8 protein-coding genes are annotated in these 17,935 nt (G+C 54.1%); 4 read left to right on the top strand and 4 right to left on the bottom strand.

The annotated features are described in order from the left end of the window. The first annotated feature begins 103 nt into the window (after window positions 1-103). From J122_RS11475 to J122_RS11460, 4 genes are all read left to right on the top strand, one after another. Window positions 104-10,507: an RHS repeat-associated core domain-containing protein gene (locus tag J122_RS11475; RefSeq protein WP_061332445.1), complete on the top strand. Its 10,404-nt coding sequence runs from the start codon at window positions 104-106 to the stop codon at window positions 10,505-10,507. Window positions 10,508-10,512: 5 nt separating this feature from the next. Then, the gene (locus tag J122_RS11470; RefSeq protein ID WP_061332444.1) at window positions 10,513-11,013 is read left to right on the top strand and encodes a hypothetical protein; all 501 of its coding nucleotides are present in this window, start codon (window positions 10,513-10,515) and stop codon (window positions 11,011-11,013) included. A 431-nt stretch (window positions 11,014-11,444) separates the two neighbouring features. After that, window positions 11,445-13,700 carry an RHS repeat domain-containing protein gene (locus J122_RS11465; RefSeq protein WP_061332443.1) on the top strand — a complete coding sequence of 752 codons (2,256 nt, stop codon included), beginning with the start codon at window positions 11,445-11,447 and terminating at the stop codon, window positions 13,698-13,700. Between the two features lie 6 nt (window positions 13,701-13,706). Beyond that, a complete protein-coding gene (locus J122_RS11460; RefSeq protein WP_061332442.1) occupies window positions 13,707-14,237 on the top strand; it encodes an SMI1/KNR4 family protein in 531 nt (176 codons plus the stop codon). A 278-nt stretch (window positions 14,238-14,515) separates the two neighbouring features. Here the strand turns inward: J122_RS11460 and J122_RS11455 are convergent, their stop codons facing one another. From J122_RS11455 to J122_RS11440, 4 genes are all read right to left on the bottom strand, one after another. Beyond that, window positions 14,516-15,043, bottom strand: coding sequence for an integrase core domain-containing protein (locus J122_RS11455; protein ID WP_082780574.1), 528 nt, complete (start codon window positions 15,041-15,043; stop codon window positions 14,516-14,518). A 246-nt stretch (window positions 15,044-15,289) separates the two neighbouring features. Then, window positions 15,290-16,105 carry a hypothetical protein gene (locus J122_RS11450; RefSeq protein WP_061332440.1) on the bottom strand — a complete coding sequence of 272 codons (816 nt, stop codon included), beginning with the start codon at window positions 16,103-16,105 and terminating at the stop codon, window positions 15,290-15,292. Window positions 16,106-16,122: 17 nt separating this feature from the next. Then, a complete protein-coding gene (locus J122_RS11445) occupies window positions 16,123-16,749 on the bottom strand; it encodes a transcriptional regulator (protein ID WP_061332439.1) in 627 nt (208 codons plus the stop codon). Continuing rightward, window positions 16,746-17,564 (bottom strand): TIGR04255 family protein, encoded by an 819-nt coding sequence (locus tag J122_RS11440; protein ID WP_061332438.1) that lies wholly within the window; start codon window positions 17,562-17,564, stop codon window positions 16,746-16,748. The genes J122_RS11445 and J122_RS11440 overlap by 4 nt, the downstream gene beginning before the upstream one ends. Window positions 17,565-17,935: the final 371 nt, after the last annotated feature.

Genomic DNA, 17,935 nt, shown 5'->3' with positions numbered 1-17,935 from the left:
TACATAGGAAGTGTTATGTTGGGGGTTGTGGCCAATCAATAAACAATTGAAGTGGCCCAATCAAAATATTTCCTGCATCTGCAGGACCGAGACGGAATGAAACATGTTGTATCTGGCTCCAAGGATGGTTGTTGCCGTTGCCTTCCTTTTGTTCTTTGTTTTTTCTCTTCCTGCCCATGCAAATAATGAAGTCCAGCAACGCTGGGAGACCTATTTTGAACGTTATCTGGCTGGTCGCGATGTAACCGAATTCGCGGGCTTCTTGAATGCAGAGGTCTCAACCCCGAATGCGCGGATGCGTACGGAATCACCGGCTCGTTTGTCATCGTCCTACCAAGCGTTTTTGCCGAAATTGGCAGAAGCGCTGGCGCAGGATCAAGCGTCAGTATGGTTCCTCAAACCCCACTATGAACGCTTGAAAGCTGAGCACTTGCTTTTCCGGTCCTATCTGAATGAAGTCGATGAGAAAGCTCATAAACTTGGCGCATTGGATCGCAATTCGTTCTCTGACCAATATTCCAACCTGGTTTCGCCATTGTTTGAGGGTTTGGATGCGTTTTTCGAAAGCTATGAGAAGGTTGGTGGCGGATCTGTCATAACGGACTTAGGGGCGATTTTCACGAATTATTTTGAGATCCGAAACATACGTTCGGTGGCGCTGGAACTCTCGGCTCTCATTGACCCACCTTATCAGCCGATCATACGTTCCACCGGGCTTCCCTACGGCCCTCTGAGTCTATCATCGAAAGCGCTGGTCAAAGAGCCGGTTGAAACGCCTAGTTATCAGCAACCAAGCGGCCCCGAGCCAACCGCCGCTGACCTGCAGGCAACCTCACAGGCACCCCTGCAGGAGGCGGTATTACTGCTTGCCGAGGAGTTGAATTATAATCCGGCCGCGATTTTCGAGTTTGTACACAACAACATTGCTCGGGAGTGGTATTCGGGCGCAATGAAGGGAGCGCTGGGCACCCTTGAACAACGCGCAGGCAACTCGGTTGACCAGGCCAGCCTACTGATTGCATTGCTGAGGGCAAGCAGCATACCTTCGCGCTACGTTCACGGCGTTGTCGAAATGCAAATCGAACAACTCCGCAGCGAATTGGGCATTGACGATCCCAATGCGATCGTCCGAGCCATTCGCGCCTCAGGAGTCCCCGTTCAGTCAATTGTGCGAGGCGGTCGGATCGACGCGATTGAAGTAGAGCACACATGGGTGTCTGCGTACGTGCCCTATGCAAATTACCGAGGTGCGACGGTGGATCGCTCAGGAAAGCTATGGTTGCCCCTGGATCCCTCACAGAAAGCCTATTCGTACACAGCGCCGACGGCAGTGCTTGGCGCAGTTGAAGACGAATTGGCGGCGATATCCGCTTCCTATTTTAACTCCATTCAAACGGATTCTCCCCTCGCGAAAATTCGTGCTCTGGTGGAGCAGACCGTTGCCCAGGCCGGGGAAAGCTACAAGGCCCAACTGGGCTCGCGAATCATAGAGCAGGAGCCGTTACGCTACCTTCCAAATAGTCTGAAGACTCCCGTGGTGGCAATAACAAAAGAAGAATCGGAACTCTCGGCGCAGTGGTTGCAAACGCTCGAGTTCCGGGTGTTCTCGTCAGTGAACGCTATTGATGACCCGGTATTGGAAGCCTCCATTCCCGTGTCTGAGCTGGCAAGCCGCAGAGTAACAATTTCTTACCTCCCAGCATCGTCTGATGACCACAACACGGTAAACAGCTTTGGCGGCCTGGATGCGGTTCCACCAGGCCTCGTTAAATTACGACCACAAATCAAGGTGGCCGGAAAGCTCGTTGCGGTCTCCGAACAGCCTGTTGATATGGCCGCCTGGCAACGCCTGGAGGTGTCGATTCGTTCGGCTTATCACACAGAGACAGTCGTCAAAAATATTCTGGCCGGTGGTTATGAAGCACTTGCTGTGAGTGCCCAGAAGGTAACGCAAACGGGTGAAAAAAACCTGATAGGGGATACCGAATATCTTGCTGCCCAGCTACTCAGCCAGTCCGCACTGCGTTACCTCAAAGCCTGGGACCAAACCGAAGCCGAGCTCGCAGCTTTGTCGGGTCAGGTTCTGATCAAACCATTACCGTCACTGGTTTTCGTGGGTCAAAATCTCTCGGTGGATCGTGTCCTCGGTGTTCCCCAGCTAATCAACTGGCATGGCGTCACTATGGATGCCGCGTTCCGGGTTTCCGAGGTGATGCCTGCCACCGCCAGTGCGCTTTCTGCGCAACAGTTCCGACAACTGAGCGCTCTACAGGGATCTTTCCTGGAGCACGCACAGTTTGAGTCGGATTTCACCGTAGCCAGTGTTTCTGCGGATAAAGCCATTGCCGTTGCAAGAGGGCAGGGCCTGGACGTGCTCTCACTCGTTGCGCCAGATTCTCCGCAGCTTTCCAGCCTTTCACACCCGCAGCCCGTGGTGGACGCAGTGCAGGAGTGGCTGTCTCTCGGGTATCAGGTTGACCTTCCGGTTTCTCCCGTTACCTATGAAAACTGGACGGGTTCGGCCTGGGTGGTTACCGATACGGCTACAGGTGCTCAGGGATATTTCTTGTCGGGCGGCATTGCGGGCGGTCAGTCCGCCTCCATTGCATGGCCCGAGGGTCTCAAGAATGCCCTTATAAACGAATATTCCGAGCCCCCGGAAACCAACACGGATCTCGTTGCACGACTGCTAATGATACCTTCCACGGATGTCCAGACTGGCGCCGCCGGTCAACAGGGCGAAGAGCTGAAGGTTCTGGCACAAACTGTGGATGGGCGCCCGGTAGTAGGCGCATCCGTGGTGTTCAAACGGGAACTCGGCGGTTTGCGGTTGGTTGATCCCGAAGATCCGGAATCCGGAGCGGACCTTGATGAGGTCACGGTGATTACAGACAACAACGGCATTGCTTCCGTTGCCTTTGTCCATGGCACCGATACGGGGCGAAGCTCCTTGTTCCGGAGAACTGACCCGAAGCTCGTGTTCTCGGAACGGGTTTCGTACAACACGGTAACGGCGAGCCATGAAAAGGCCGCTCTCCAATCACCATTCACGGTATACACCACTGCGGGCGAGTTGGCTGATTTGAACCTTCTGTCTGACGGTCTATCAAATCGTCCAGGGGCTTGGGCAGACACGCTGAGGGTCATGCCTGTTGATGAATTCGGCAACCCCATCAGCAATGTAGAGGTAACGTTTTCGACCGGCTCACCTTCCCGGGCGCTCAAAGCCGGGAGCCTGAATTCCAGAGTGGCCGGGGATGGCCTGGATACATGTCCTGCTATTCCGTCCGTCTGGAACTGCGGTGTCAGCATCAGCACGACCTTGTCTTCTCCCTTATACGGCGCAGTGACTTACCTGTTCAATGGCTCTGAATCTGGCGTGGTATATCGCTGGCACGTATCGGCGGGTTCAATCACTAAGACGGTTTCAAATGAAGTGGCAGCGGCAAGTGCGCGAGAGATCCGATTGCAATTTGCCTATCAGATGGCTGCGGACGGAAGCGTTGGAGCCTCTGCCAAGGTGGGCGAGCTCTATCCCGCGCCACTGAAGTTTGCATTGTCCCGATACGATCGCTCGGCCGGCTTCGACACGCCGGATGGAACTCAGTACCAGTACGAACTGGAACCTGTCAGCTTTGAGGGCACACCTGCCCTGACCGTCAATCAGAGAGACCCGGAATCGGGCGAGGTAGTCGAGTCTGGCTCGGCGTTTAACCTGCTTCAGACCCAGCCGGGCCAATACCAGATGCGCCTTCAGATGGGAAACCAGCCCGGCCTGAACCGGGTTCTCGTCAGTGGCGATATTGTTGGAGAAGATCAGCCTTTCAGTGGCCTGGCAGGCTTGGGCTACGGCATTGAGCCGCAGATTGTTGCCCATCAACAGCCCGAAGGATTCAAACTGGACGCAAACAATATCAGTGAGCGATCGCTTGAATTGTTCCACACGGTTTTGCCACCTAGCTATTCAGACCCCAATCGTCGGGTTTATATTTATGCCGACGACCAACTCATTGGCACTACCGTTGATGAGGGCAAGGCCGATGCAACGCACCAGGTGGCCAGACTGCCCTCAGGGTTGCTAATTGATACCGAAAAACAGTACACCGCACGACTGGTGTTCAATCGAGGCTCGACATTCGAGATTGCATCAGACCCCTATCCCATTCCGGTATCCCAGAAGACCATTTTGTTCCCAAGGCAGGATGGCTTGATCGCAGCCAGGCGTGAAGTTGACCTGATGAACGAGTGGGTATGCGATTCCAGCACCGATTTCGTGTTCCGACTGAGCCACCCCGCAACGGTTACCGTTGATCTCACCAGTCCCTTTGGAGGCATCACGACAAACCTGGTGACCGACGTGGACTTCGCCAAAGGCGTGCACGAGATAGATTTGCCCCTATCAACGCTGAACGAGGGTTATTATCGGTTCACCATGAGCACCGTCTCCAGTCTGGACGGGCACACCGAACAGGTAGAAGGCTATGTGGCGGTTCAGTACAACCTCGAATCCAACTTGCCCGTTGGTCACGCCATTGAAGAAAACGTCGACTTGTTTGATGGCCATTTGTTCTTGTCGAGGACGGACCTTTCAATCAAGAGCCGGGGACCAGACCTCAAATTCCAGCGCTTTTACTCAAGCAACAACCGTCAAAACAGCACCCTTGGTGCTGCCTGGGGACACAACTTCGATTCCCAGGTTCGTGACATCGGCTGTGGCGCCGTTGCGATCAGCGGTGGAATCGGTGGCGGGCGTTACTTCCCCGATGGCCAGGGCGGCTATCGACCGCAAAAAGGGCTTCACGGTGACCTGAAGCGAGTCGACGCAAGTGACCGCTGGGTTTTTACGGCGAAAGACGGCACCCGGTATCATTATGAAAAGTATCGTTTTAACGCTCGAAGCTGGCAGTTGGCTTACGTAGAAGACACCAATGGTAATACCCTGGCTTTGGGCTACGACCCGGCAGCGAACGATCCCCGGTTGATGGTCGTTAAAGATTCGTCCGGGCGCGCTCTTGAATTTGAATATGCGCCCAAACCAAGCGGTTTCCGGTTTTTGAACAATCACCTGATCACTCGGATCAAGGCGCCATATGGCATAGAACTTCTCTTTGACTACGATGATCACGGTCGCCTGATCAAATCAACGAAACAGGGCGGTGGTGAACCGGTTGTTGAGTCCTACCGCTACGATGCTCTTTCACTCTTTGCCGTAGAGCCTCAATACTTCAACGACCTGAACGCCGTTACCACACCCAACGGACATCAGGTTGAGTACGAGTACAACATCCAGGACATTCTGGTTCGGTCAACCAGCAGCTTTGCGGTTCCGATCTCGGCTGTTACCAGGATTACCAGGCACCAGCCTGTCTCGGGTAACGAGGTCATCAATTTCACCTACGGCGACCGGGGCACCAGAACCGGGGATCTCACTGCCCGCGTCAATCGAGGAAGCGGCCGCGTAAAGGATTACGTGCTGGACCAGTACGGAGCGCCATTGTCGATTGCAGGGCCAGCGGGCACAGTCTCGATGACTTGGGCACCCGATGACGTAGTGATGACCTCCCGCACGAACGAGCGTGGTATTACCACCAGTTTTACTCATGATGAATGGGGTAATGTCCTCTCCGAGGAAACCGAGGGTATGCCGCCGATCACTCGCAATTACGCGGTAATCGGCGACACAAGGATTCGGAATAGGGTTGCCGAAGAAACCGGGCTGAACGGCGAAACCACCAAGTACGAATACGACGGGGCTGGCAATCTGACATCGATCAGCCACCCGGGTGGCTATGGTGAATCTTTCAGCTATGCCTCCAACGGGGACCGATTGAATCATAAAGATCGTAACGGCAATGTCCGGGCCTTCACCTACGATCCCCACGGTTACGTCGCAACGGTTGCCAACGCCCTGTATTGCTGCGACGAGTCCGAGTGGAATGTCCTCGGGCTGAAAACCTCTGAAACCAATGGCAGGGGCGCCACCACATCCTATCGCTACGACGGCCTCGGCCGGATGATCGGTATGACCGACGCCGAAGGCGGCGAATCCAGCTTCACCTACGATGCACAAGACAATCGCCTGTCGCAAAAAGATCCGGAGGGGCGCCAGACCTTCTGGGAGTACAACGCGCGCGACCAGGTGACTGAAATCCGTAAAAGCCTCGCGGGTGGTTTTATTACCAAGCAGAACCAGTACGACGCCTATGGCAACCTGACAGCGGAATCCGACTGGCTGGCGGACAAAAACTGGACCTACTACGAGTACGACGCCGCCAACCGGCAAACAGCCGTTACCAAAGCCGATGGTGAGGGCAACGAACGCCGGATTGGAAAGTCTTATGACGGGGTTGGTAATCTCACAAGGAAAGACTTTGACCTTGGCCGGTATGAGGCATACCAGTACGACAACCTCGACCGGCTGACCCTGGTGACCGATGCGCTCGGTAACGAATCCCGCAAAGTGGTGCGTGACGATTTGGGTAAAATCGTCACCGAATACGATGCGCTGGGCCGACAGACAGTCACCCGATTTGACGGCCTGGGCCGCCCGATTGTTACCGAGCGCATTGTAAACGGATCGCCGAACCGGCGAATCGCCCGTAGCTTTGACGGCAATGGCAACCTGATTGAAGAGCTCAATCCGATCGGCCGCCTCACGGAAAACCGGTACGACGAGCTTGACCGCAAGATTCAGGAAACCCTCTCTTCTGACTACGGAAGTGCCCTCAGCCGAACCTACTTCAGTTACGACAACGCCGGCAACCTGACCCGCAAGGTTAATGGCCGCACCGTTGCCGAGGTGATGACCTACGACGCCCTGAACCGATTGACAAGCCGGGAATTCCCGGCAGGCAGCGGCGAAGTCTATGCCTACGATTACGACAAGGTAGGTAACCGCACCCGGGAAACCTGGCCAAACGGCAACCTGGTTACCATGACCTACGACGAGCTGAACCGGCTCGATACCAAGTCAGACCTGCTCGGCCTTCTTGAAGACCGGGATTACGACGCCAACGGCAACGTGATTCGGCGCCTGGACGCCAACGGCAACGTCACCACCAGCGAATACAACGCACTGAATGAGCTTCGTGTACGCAACCTGCCGGAGAACCGTAGGGAAGTGCGCACCTACGATCTGGTGGGTAACCTGCTTACCCAAAGCCGTGAAACAGCGGCCGGTGATCGGGTATCCAAGACCACTTACACCTACGACCTGCTGAACCGCAAAGAGACCGAAACGGACCCACTGGGCTACACCACCACCTACGGCTACGACGACGTGGGCAACCTGCTGTGGGTCAAAGACAAACGTAACAACACCACATCCCACACTTACGACGAGCTCGATAACCGCGTTACCACCACCGACCCTAATGGCGACAGCATGGCCTTTGAGTACGATCTGGTGGGTAACCGCACCAAAGAAACCGATAAGAAGGGCCACGTAACCGCCCGGGCCTACGACGTGCTCAACCGCGAAACCCGGGTGGAACGCAACGATCTGGTCATACTGCAGAACGAGTACGACGAAGTCGGCAACCTGGTGACAGAAACCGACGCCAAAGGCAACGTCACTGTGCGGGTCTACGACAGCGCCAATCGCGTTATCGAACTGAGCCGCGAAGAGTCGTCCCTCACACGCTACGCCTACGACCGGATGGGCAACCGCACCGCCGAGTGTGACCCCGAGAGCCGCGCCACCAACTGGCGCTACGACGTCCGTGGCCGCCAGATCTTCGCGATTAACAACCTAGGCCAGACCACCACCTACGCCTACGACGGCAACGGCAACCGCATCGCCCAGACCAAGCCCAAGGGCAACAGCACCGAGAGCGCAACCTGTGGCTACAACGACACCCTGGCCGCGACTTATCCGGGCGATAGCGCCAACCACACCTGGCACTACGGCTATGACAGCGCCGACCGCCTGAGCTCGGTCACCGATGGCAATGGCGAACAGACCCTGTACACCCATAACTACCTGGACCTGCGCACCAGCCATACCGATGCCCTGAACCAGACCACCGCCATGGCCTACGACGCCGTTGGCAACCTGGTGTCCGTCACCTACGCCGATGGCGAGCAGGAGCAATACACCGCCTATGACGGCAACGGCAACCTCAAGGCCATGACCGACGCCAGGGGCAGCGTCGTCAGTTACGACTACGACACCCTCAACCGGGAAACCCAACGGTCTTTCACGCCCATCACCCCCTTGGCCCAGGAAGTCCTCCAGGTGGCCACGGCCTATGACAAAAACGGCAACGTTGTCACCATCACCGAGACCGACACGGTGGGCGACACCCGCGTTACCACCCAAGCCTACGACCGCTTCGACCGCCTCATCCGCCGTGAAGACAGCTTCGGCAAGGTCACCAGCTACGCCTACGACAACAACGGCAACCGCACCCAACTGACCGACCCGGACCTCAACGTTACCCGCTACACCTTCGACAAGCTGAACCGGGTGTCCACCGTCACCACCCTGCAGGGCACCACCAGCTACACCTACGACAAGTCCGGCCTGCGCCGGACGGTGGCCTACCCCGGCAATGCGGTGATGGCCTACCAGTACGACAACGTGGGCCGCACCAAAACCATCACCCATAGCCAGAACAGCGCCCAGGTGTCTGAGTACCGCTATGAGTACGATGCCCACGGCAACCGCGAGCGCCAGGAAGAAGAAAATGGCCGTGGAGAAGAAGTCACCACCTACGCCTACGACAACCTGGACCGGCTGACCCAGGTGACCTACCCGGATGTGCCTGTGGGCACCGGCACCACCGTGATCTACAACTACGATGCCGCCTACAACCGCACCGGCGAAACCACCCTGAACGTGGAAGCCACCACCATTGCGGACAAGACCTACCGCTACAACAGCCGCAACCAGCTAACGGCGGTGGACGACAACCTGGACCCGGCGCAGAACGTCACCTACAACTTCGACGCCAACGGCAACCAGACCGGCAAGACCAAGGCGGCGGTAGAAACCGACTTTGTCTACGACGTACGGGATAACCTCAGAAGCGTCACCACCGGCGGCTCCACCCTGGGTCAGTTCCTGTACGACTACCGGGGCCTGCGCATCGAAAAAGACGGCGCCCGGGGCATCGAACGCTACAGCTACGACGACCAGAGCGTACTGACCCAGTTCGACGACACCGGCGCCACCCTGGCCAAATTCGAGTACGGCGGCAACCGCCTGATCAGCCTCAACAGCCTGGACAACGGCCTGCAGTTTTACCACTTCGACGCCCTGGGCAGCCCGGTCACCCTCACCAAGCCCGATGGCAGTGTGCAAGCAAGATACAGCTACGACGCCTGGGGCCATAAGCGCCATCAGAGCGGAGAAAGTTGGAACCGCTTCGGGTTTACCGGCCATGAGCACGACGAAGAAACCAACCTCATCTATGCCAAGGCAAGGTACTACGATCCGGATACCGGGCGGTTCCTGAGTCAGGATCCGTGGGAAGGTGATACCACCATTGCGCCTTCGCTCAACAAATACCTTTACGCCTATGCGAATCCGACGGTTTATATCGATCCGGATGGAAATGCACCTGTCTTCAATGAGACGGCGCAAGGCCTAAGAGATTGGGCTGACGAGACTAGAGCGACAGCAGGCAAGCTCGAAAATAATGGCTTGAATGTCTTTTCAGCTGCTTCCATGGGGTTGGGCGCTGGTCTACTCGATATTATGGGGGCTGGCGTAGAGGTTTTGAATCAAGGTGTAAACTTGGCAACTGATATTGTCGCTGAGGAAGGTAGTACAAGCCTATGGGCGCAGGAAAGTCGAGCAGATCTAACGCAAACCCGAAGTGACATAACTAATTTCATAGGGTCGAGTGTTGAAACAGCTCAGATCGTGATGGAGGATCCGGCCAGCGCAGCAACGAGTGTAGCTAATGCTGCCTCCGGTGGGGCAAAACAGTTTGCATCGGGTGATCCAGGAGCCGTAGCAGAAGTATTTTCTGCACTGGCCGTCGCTCCCTCCGGTATAGCTGGAATTAATGCATCTGCTAAAGGCATTCGCGCAGCTGGAAGAGGAATTAGGGAAGGAACTTCTTCAACTCTGACGCGCTTAGAAGAGAGTATTATCCAAATGGGGCAGGGAAGTGCGAGCACCCAACGGAACAGATTCGAGCTGTCGCAATTGGATATTGACAATACTATGCTGCGTGTTCAGGCAGGTTTTGGTGACCAGGGTGCAGCCATTAATTTAATAAGATCTGGCGATGTTCAGGGGCTACGGTATTCGGAACGAGCCGCGCGAGTGATTGGCGAAGATGGGCGCTTCGTATCGTTTGATAATGCCGTGGAAAGAGCTGCTCAGCGTAACGCAGGAACTCCTATGGTGGGAGCGCGACATGGTGATGCCGCACTGGTAAGGAATATGGAGGCAACTCGAGATAGCGTCAGGCGAGCCAATGATCGTAGGAGTTGGAATGAGAATGCTCTCGATATATTGCAACGTCTTCTTGAGACTATGAAACAGAGTGAATAGAAATTATGTATTTATTTATTCGAAGAATGTTCTATCGAATTTATTTATTTAAATCGATTGGAAGGCTGTCTGAAGGGGACTATGAATCCGCATATAAATATATCGTAAAATCATCAAAATTTGCTCGTGAGGAAAATATATTTTGTGCTCTAGTCCGCTCTTATTTAGCGCTGTTAAGTAGTCATGAAGAAGACTCCTATCGTTGTATTGAGCTTTTTTATGTCTTCGCTCTTGATGATAAAAACAAAGTTAGGTATACGAGAAATGATGATGAGTGGGCTTGGTTTTTGTTGTTTGCAGAATATATTTTGCATGCTGTTTCTGGAAAAGGAGTAAGCCAGTTTTCGGCTGATAAGAAGCTAATAGTAGAAGAGCCAGATAATATTGATTTCTCTAACATTCAAAACCTCCACAAACGAATATTTAGTCCGAAGGATATGCCAGGCATCAAGCGAGGAATCGAACAATATCGCAGTTCAACTAAACAGGACACCGACTCCAACTGACACCTTGGAGTTCCCCCAGTTTAGTGGACACGCATCGATAACTCCGCAGAAGGAGCTGTCCCGTCCGCTGTCCGGTGTCCCGTTGTCCCGTCCGCTGTCCGGAAGGCATAAGGGCTGGGAAAACCAGTCTCTTTGCTCAAAAGTTGACCGGTTTTCCAGAAAAAAGAGCGACTGACGAACGATTCGTTAGCAAACAACTCGTTGTTTTCTGCCCAGACCAAGTGTTTTGGCCCGGTTTTGCGGCAGTTGGCCAAAGTATTCCCGCTGTTCCCTGCGGACAGTGTGTTCAGCGGTTGAGAGTAGCGGCTATAGCGTAGATCCAATTAAGTGATGTCAGGCTGACGAGCTCTTTAATAATTTGATGATATAAAGATGGGTGGCCATAGCAGACCACCACCTACGCCTACGACGGCAACGGCAATCTTGAGGCCATGACGGATGCCAGGGGCAGCGTTGTCAGCTACGACTACGACACCCTCAACCGGGAAACCCAACGGTCTTTCACGCCCATCACCCCCTTGGCCCAGGAAGTCCTCCAGGTCGCCACGGCCTACGACAATAACGGCAACCGCAGCCAGCTGACCGACCCGGACCAGAGCGTCACCCGCTACACCTTCGACAAGCTGAACCGGGTGTCCACCGTCACCAACCTGCAGGGCGCCACCACCTACACCTACGACAAATCCGGCCTGCGCCGGAAGGTGGAATACCCCGGCAATGCGGTGATGGCCTACCAGTACGACAACGTGGGCCGCACCCAAACCATCACCCATAGCCAGAACAGCGCCCAGGTGTCTGAGTACCGCTATGAGTACGATGCCCACGGCAACCGCGAACGCCAGGAAGAAGAAAACGGCCGTGGCCTGGAAACCACCACTTACGCCTACGACAACCTGGACCGGCTGACCCAGGTGACCTACCCGGATGTGCCGGTGGGCACCGGCACCACCGTACTCTACCGCTACGATGCCGCTTACAACCGCACCGGCGAAACCACCCTGAACGTGGAAGCCACCACCATTGCGGACAAGACCTACCGGTACAACAGCCGCAACCAACTGACCGCCATTGACGACAACCTGGACCCGGCCCAGAACGTCAGCTACGACTTCGACGCCAACGGCAACCAGACCGGCAAGACCAAGGCGGCGGTAGAAACCGATTTCGTCTACGACGTGCGGGACCACCTCAGGAGTGTCACCACCGGCGGCTCCACCCTGGGCCAGTTCCTGTACGACTACCGGGGAATGCGCATCGAAAAAGACGGTGCCCGGGGCATCGAGCGCTACAGCTACGACGACCAGAGCGTGCTGACCCAGTTCGACGACACCGGCGCCACCCTGGCCAAATTCGAGTACGGCGGCAACCGCCTGATCAGCCTCAACAGCCTGGACAACGGGTTGCAGTTCTACCACTTCGACGCCCTGGGCAGCCCGGTGACTCTGACCAAGCCTGATGGCAGTGTGCAGGCACGTTACAGCTACGACGCCTGGGGCCATAAGCGCCACCAGAGTGGAGAAAGCTGGAACCGCTTCGCCTTCACGGGGCACGAAGAAGACCGTGAAACCAATCTGATCTACGCCAAGGCCAGGTACTACGATCCGGATACCGGACGGTTCCTGAGTCAGGATCCGTGGGAAGGTGATACGACGATTGCACCATCGCTGAATAAGTACCTTTACGCCTATGCGAATCCAACCGTGTATTGGGATCCGGATGGGCGGCGTCCCCGTCGTGATGGTGAAGGTTTCGCTGAGTGGGCATGGTGGCACTTCAATCCGGTGGGCGAGCATACCAGCCAAAAACGACAAGAACTCGCTGGTAACGCGATTGGAACCGCAAACGTAGCTAAAGATGTTGTAGTGGGAACTGTGGATTCCGTAGTAACGGTCGGGAATGCGCTCCGGCCAACGGATTCATCGACGCGGCGTGAGGCCCGTAACCAGATCGTGACTGGGGCCCAGGGTGCCGTACATGCTGTCACCCATCCATTGGAGACATTGGACGGTATCACCCAGCAGATGCAAATGCAGCGAAACCAGGCCCAGGTTTTTAGAGACCAAGGGCGATTTATTGACGCAGGCATGGTTGAAGCTCAGGAAACTGCGACTGGGATTGGGCTAGTAACCTCCGCAGCATCCGCTCCTCTTATATTGAGGAAGCTGGGAAGCAAGATGGGTGGTCAGCCCTCAATCTCAGCTGAGTCATCACACGCCTCAGGTGCGGATGTAGGAGGGGGGCGTAATGTTGGTGCTATGCAGACGCCTCCAGAGATGTTGGCTAGAGGCGATAATCCATACGGTGATGGGCCTGTCGAATTCAGGGCGCCAGAAGGAGCAAGTGCCGCGCAAATCGAGCAGATGAAAGCGTACTGTGATGGGTGTAACCAGGCGCTTGAAGCGGGCGCACTGTCTCCAACGGGCCGTGTTTCCACGGCTGGCAGTCTGCGCAGACAGGCATCGAGAGCAGCTGCACGAGAAAGAGCAAATGCTGAGAGCTCAGGTCAAGCTTATCAGGGGCATGCTGGACATGTTCCTGATACAACTTGGACTGGAACTCCTGAACCATATAGTTGGTTAGACCTTGATCCTGCCGTTAATATGAGTCTCGGTGGACAATCCACAAGGTATCCAGTGGGATATCAGCCGACAGAGTTTATATTTAGAGATCTTCCAGACTTGGAGTAATTGGAAATGGATTGGAAGAAAGAAATTGTGACTCTTGCATATGTTAAACAGGCGTTGGCAGACCTTGATGTACACGACCTTTGGCCGCACTGTCTTCCCGAAGTTGCTGCAACCACTAGAGAAATTGAGCTGGCAGAGAGCCAGCTCGGGTTTGCATTGGATGAACAGTACGCCGGGTTCTTACGCCATGCTAATGGTTGGAACGGTTTCTATCAGTCAGTCGACTTGTTCGGAACCAAGGATCTGATCGGCAATGAAAAAATGGCCGTGGCTCAAGAGATGCTAAATTCTGTTGAAGAGGTTGTATTGAGTAATTGTCAAATTGAGCGGAATGACCTGTTTCCAATAGCTGCGTCGTCAATAGACATGGATTTATTTTTAATGGTTAAGCCAACTGCTTCGAAAGCTGGGTTGGTTTATTGGTTTGCGGGATCTAAGATAGATCACTACCCGAACTTTGAAGAATTTTTTCTTGCTATGGTTGATTACAACAGGGAAGAATTTGAAGACCTGAAAAGGGAAGCTGGATTGAACTAGGTGGCGAATTTATCCGACTTTTCTAGCAGAAGAGCGGGCGGTGTCTCCTCCGCTTTCCGGAAGGCATTAGGGGCTGGGAAAACCAGTCTTTTTGCTCAAAAGTTGACCGGTTTTCCAGAAAAAAGAGCGACTGACGAACGATTCGTTAGCAAAAACTTGTTGTTTCCTGCCCCGACCAGGTGTTTTGGCCCGGTTTTTCGGCAGTTGGTCACAGTATTCCCGCTGTTCCCTGCGGACAGTGTGTTTTGGTTTAACAGTTTTTTTAGCGTGTTGCGGTGCTACTCCCTTGGATAAAAACCATTGAGTACCCCGTTCCACAGCGAGACGTGATACCAGTGGCGGGCACGAGGCGGATGCTTTCCCAGCCAGGCTTCGGCAGGGGTTCGCCCGCCCAGATTCTGATGCGGACGAACCTGGTTGTACCACCAGCGAAAAGTCGCCAGTTGCTCGTCCAGTTGCGCGGCATCGTCAATCAGGATCTGCCGGACCTTCACTTTAAAGGTCCCAAAGAATCGCTCGATCCGGCCATTCTGCCAGGGGCAATGGGTATCGGTCGTCTGGTGGCGGATGCCCAGCAGCCACAGCCCGAACCGGAACAACCGGCTGGTGAAGACGGCTTCGTTGTCGGTGCGAATAATCTGCGGCTTGCCAAACTGTTCGATGGCATCCAGCAGACAGCGAAGCAGGGTGATGGACGCTTTGTTGGGCAGCCGTTTCAGGGTAACCGCCAACCGGGAATGGTGTTCGCAGACACCGAATACGGTGTGAAGGTGCTTTTGCGTATCGGCGACCTGAGTCAGGTCGATGCCCCAGTACTTGCCTTACGGTACGTCATAGGCGGGGCGGTTTTTGATCTTGCGCCGCAGCACGTGGATTTCATAGCGGTGCTTCTGGATGGTTTGTGGCTGATAACTCCGATTTTCCCGTCCGCTGTCCGGAAGGCATTAGGGTTGGGAAAAACGGTCTCTTTGCTTAAAAGTTGCCTGGTTTTTCGGCAGTTGGCCACAGTATTCCCGCTGTTCTCTGCGGGCAGTGTGGCTCTGAACCGCCATTCAAGGCTCGAATTTGGCGGGAGTTTCCTTTTTAACGGATACCTGGTCAAACACGCTCCATCGTTTCCAGCCCATACGCAGCATTTGAAGTGTGACCATGTCATCGGTGATGACGTCACATGATTCAAGATGGATGCCTGGTATGTTGTCCAAAATCTCATTCACGCGCTCGGCGCAGGTTTCTATTTCTTCTTCTTGCTCGTCATAGGCCACTTCAGCGTAGACGATTAACACGGCCAGGCTGTAATCCGAATGCTCGTCCAGTTCATCCCAATAGTTAAGCTTCAGATATAGATTTTCACATAGGTAGCCAGGATTTCTGCTGAGGAGTTTCCGGAGTTTTTCCATGGGGCGTCCCTCTAAACGTTCGTTGAACGAGTCGGGGAGCGCGAGATTTGTAAAGCGAAGCACCAGCCAATTTTTAATGATGGTTAATTGCTGAGTCGTTATGTGAAATTCAGGATTGCTTTCAAACTCAAGCAGCAGCTTTCTCGGGAGGAAAAACCGGTCTCGGGCAAAGAGGTGTATCGGGGTTTCCGCTTCTGAGGCGACAAGAGAAGTTGATAGGCGCCGGGTGTTTTTGAGGTTGGTATCTGTGCCGATGGGTTTATCTATAATGCGTGCGGCAAGGACTTCCAGGTGAGGCTCTTCGTCAAAGTTTTCATGGACAACGGTGCAAGCGTGGGTCACCACAATAAAAACGAATTCGTCGGCTTGATAACGAGCCGGAAGCACGGCTGGATCAGGTAGGTCTCTGGTAGTGAAACAGGCCCCTTGGGTCCACCCCTTCTCTTTAATGGCTGCTCTTATGTCCATGGCGCTGGGGGAAACCTCTACGCATCACGAAGAGGATCAATTTCGTGGTGCTGGCTGGAGGCCTGGGTATTTTCACGCAGGCGCTTTGCTCTTGCGGCCATTTTTACTTTGCGAGCGACTGTTTTCACATCAGCTTTTAATTCATCTTCCGAGGGGCTGGCGTTAGTAAGGGTCTTCCAGAGGGCCTGAATCGTGGTATCCGCTTTCTGTTTAAGAAGCTTGCCGAAGTGATGGGCTGAATCGCCTTCGAAATGCTCAAGTGCTTGAGTAATAACGACAAGTCGTTGCTCATGCTCTGGCGCAATCTGGCGAGGGATCTTCCTTTCCCAATCATAAATTGTCTGGCGGGAAACAAACAGCAGTTTCGCCAATTGTAATTTGCTCAAGCTGAATCGGTCACGCAGGGCTTGGAGGTCGCGAACAAAACGGTTGTGCCTGGTTGTATCTGATTCAAAAGGCACAATGCGGGCGTGGGTGGTCAGGTTTCCTGAGAACCCTTCCCAGCCAACAGTAGGGTTGTCATCCATTGTTGCATAATGCGCCGGCGGGGTGCCGACGACAGCATACTCATACTGATCCCTGACGGGCTCCGGATGCAGGTTTGCCGGGGCCGCCTCTGGCCCGATTGCTGCGAAAGCCGTCATGCTTCTTCACCTTTCCATAGTTTACGAGCTTCAGGGGTAACGGCGTTAAAGAACAGGTCTCTGGCGCCGATGTGTAGCATCTGAAGCTGTTCTTTCATGTTTTCAAGATTAAGTTCGGTCAATTCACCGTATTCAACAAAATGGTCGATGTCCAGAAGAACAACCTCCTCTACTTTCTTTTGTTCTATAGGTGACAGTAGGCTCATGAGAAGAGGACGAAGGTTTTCGGGAACAGAAGGAATGGCGCTTTCCTGGTAGGAATACAAAGCCCTCAGTACCAGTCGTCCTATTTCGGTCCGGTAGTGAACTTCGGTTTGGCTGAAGTCACTGGTGAAGTCGTCTAGTTCTTTTGGAGGCTGGAATCTGCTGTCGACAAGCTCGTCAATACCGTGCTCCCCAAAGGGGCTGATGTTGTCTATCTGGCGTAGTCCAAATCTGCGGTAGCTCTTTAGGCGGGCGATTCGCGATACCTTTTCTAGTATATTGCTGAACCTCTCTGCGAAGCTGGAAAAATGCTCGTAATTCGCGCTTGTCGCCAGGGTGATATTGGTTCGTCCGATAATAACAACCCAGTCGCGCTTGGCAGTCGCTAATTGCCAGCTGTCGATCTCATAGGTTATCTCTGGAGGGGCGTCGTCGCTATAACTTCTCTTTTGTATCTTGCGTGCGACGATTTCCGGGTACTCATCCCTCAGCTCATCCTGGATTTCAGGGATGTACTTTTCCATATTCTTAACAGGCTGGATCTGAACTGACGCAAGAGTCAGTACCAGGGGGGCATATTTAAGCTTGCCTGCGGAGTTCTGAGTCGCCATGCCTGTGGGTCCAATTGACGAATTTGTGTAAAGTTTAATTTAGCTTCTCGCGCTTTACAAATTATCCGCGCTGTCCGCCCAGCTTGGTTTGGAGTAGGCAAGCTTGGAGTGGGCCTGAAATGTAAAACAATGTTTAATTAAGATGGAATTCACTAAATCGATCAGGCTTGAGTGCTCTATTCTTTATAACTCTATGATGAGGCAGTAAAAATAAAATACGTCGACCCGTTCGCAAACATTACCTTTAGATTGGCAATAGTTAATTAAAATGGCTACCATTTATATCTGAAGTGGGAAATGTCTCTCCTTGGACATGGTTCGTCGCACATTTCCGAAGTCACTCAGTTGTACAAGGAAGTTGTTTCGTCAAT

Origin of the sequence: Marinobacter excellens LAMA 842, assembly GCF_001574445.1 — a bacterium.
Classification (GTDB): domain Bacteria; phylum Pseudomonadota; class Gammaproteobacteria; order Pseudomonadales; family Oleiphilaceae; genus Marinobacter; species Marinobacter shengliensis.
This window is presented reverse-complemented; position numbering and strand designations above follow the sequence as displayed.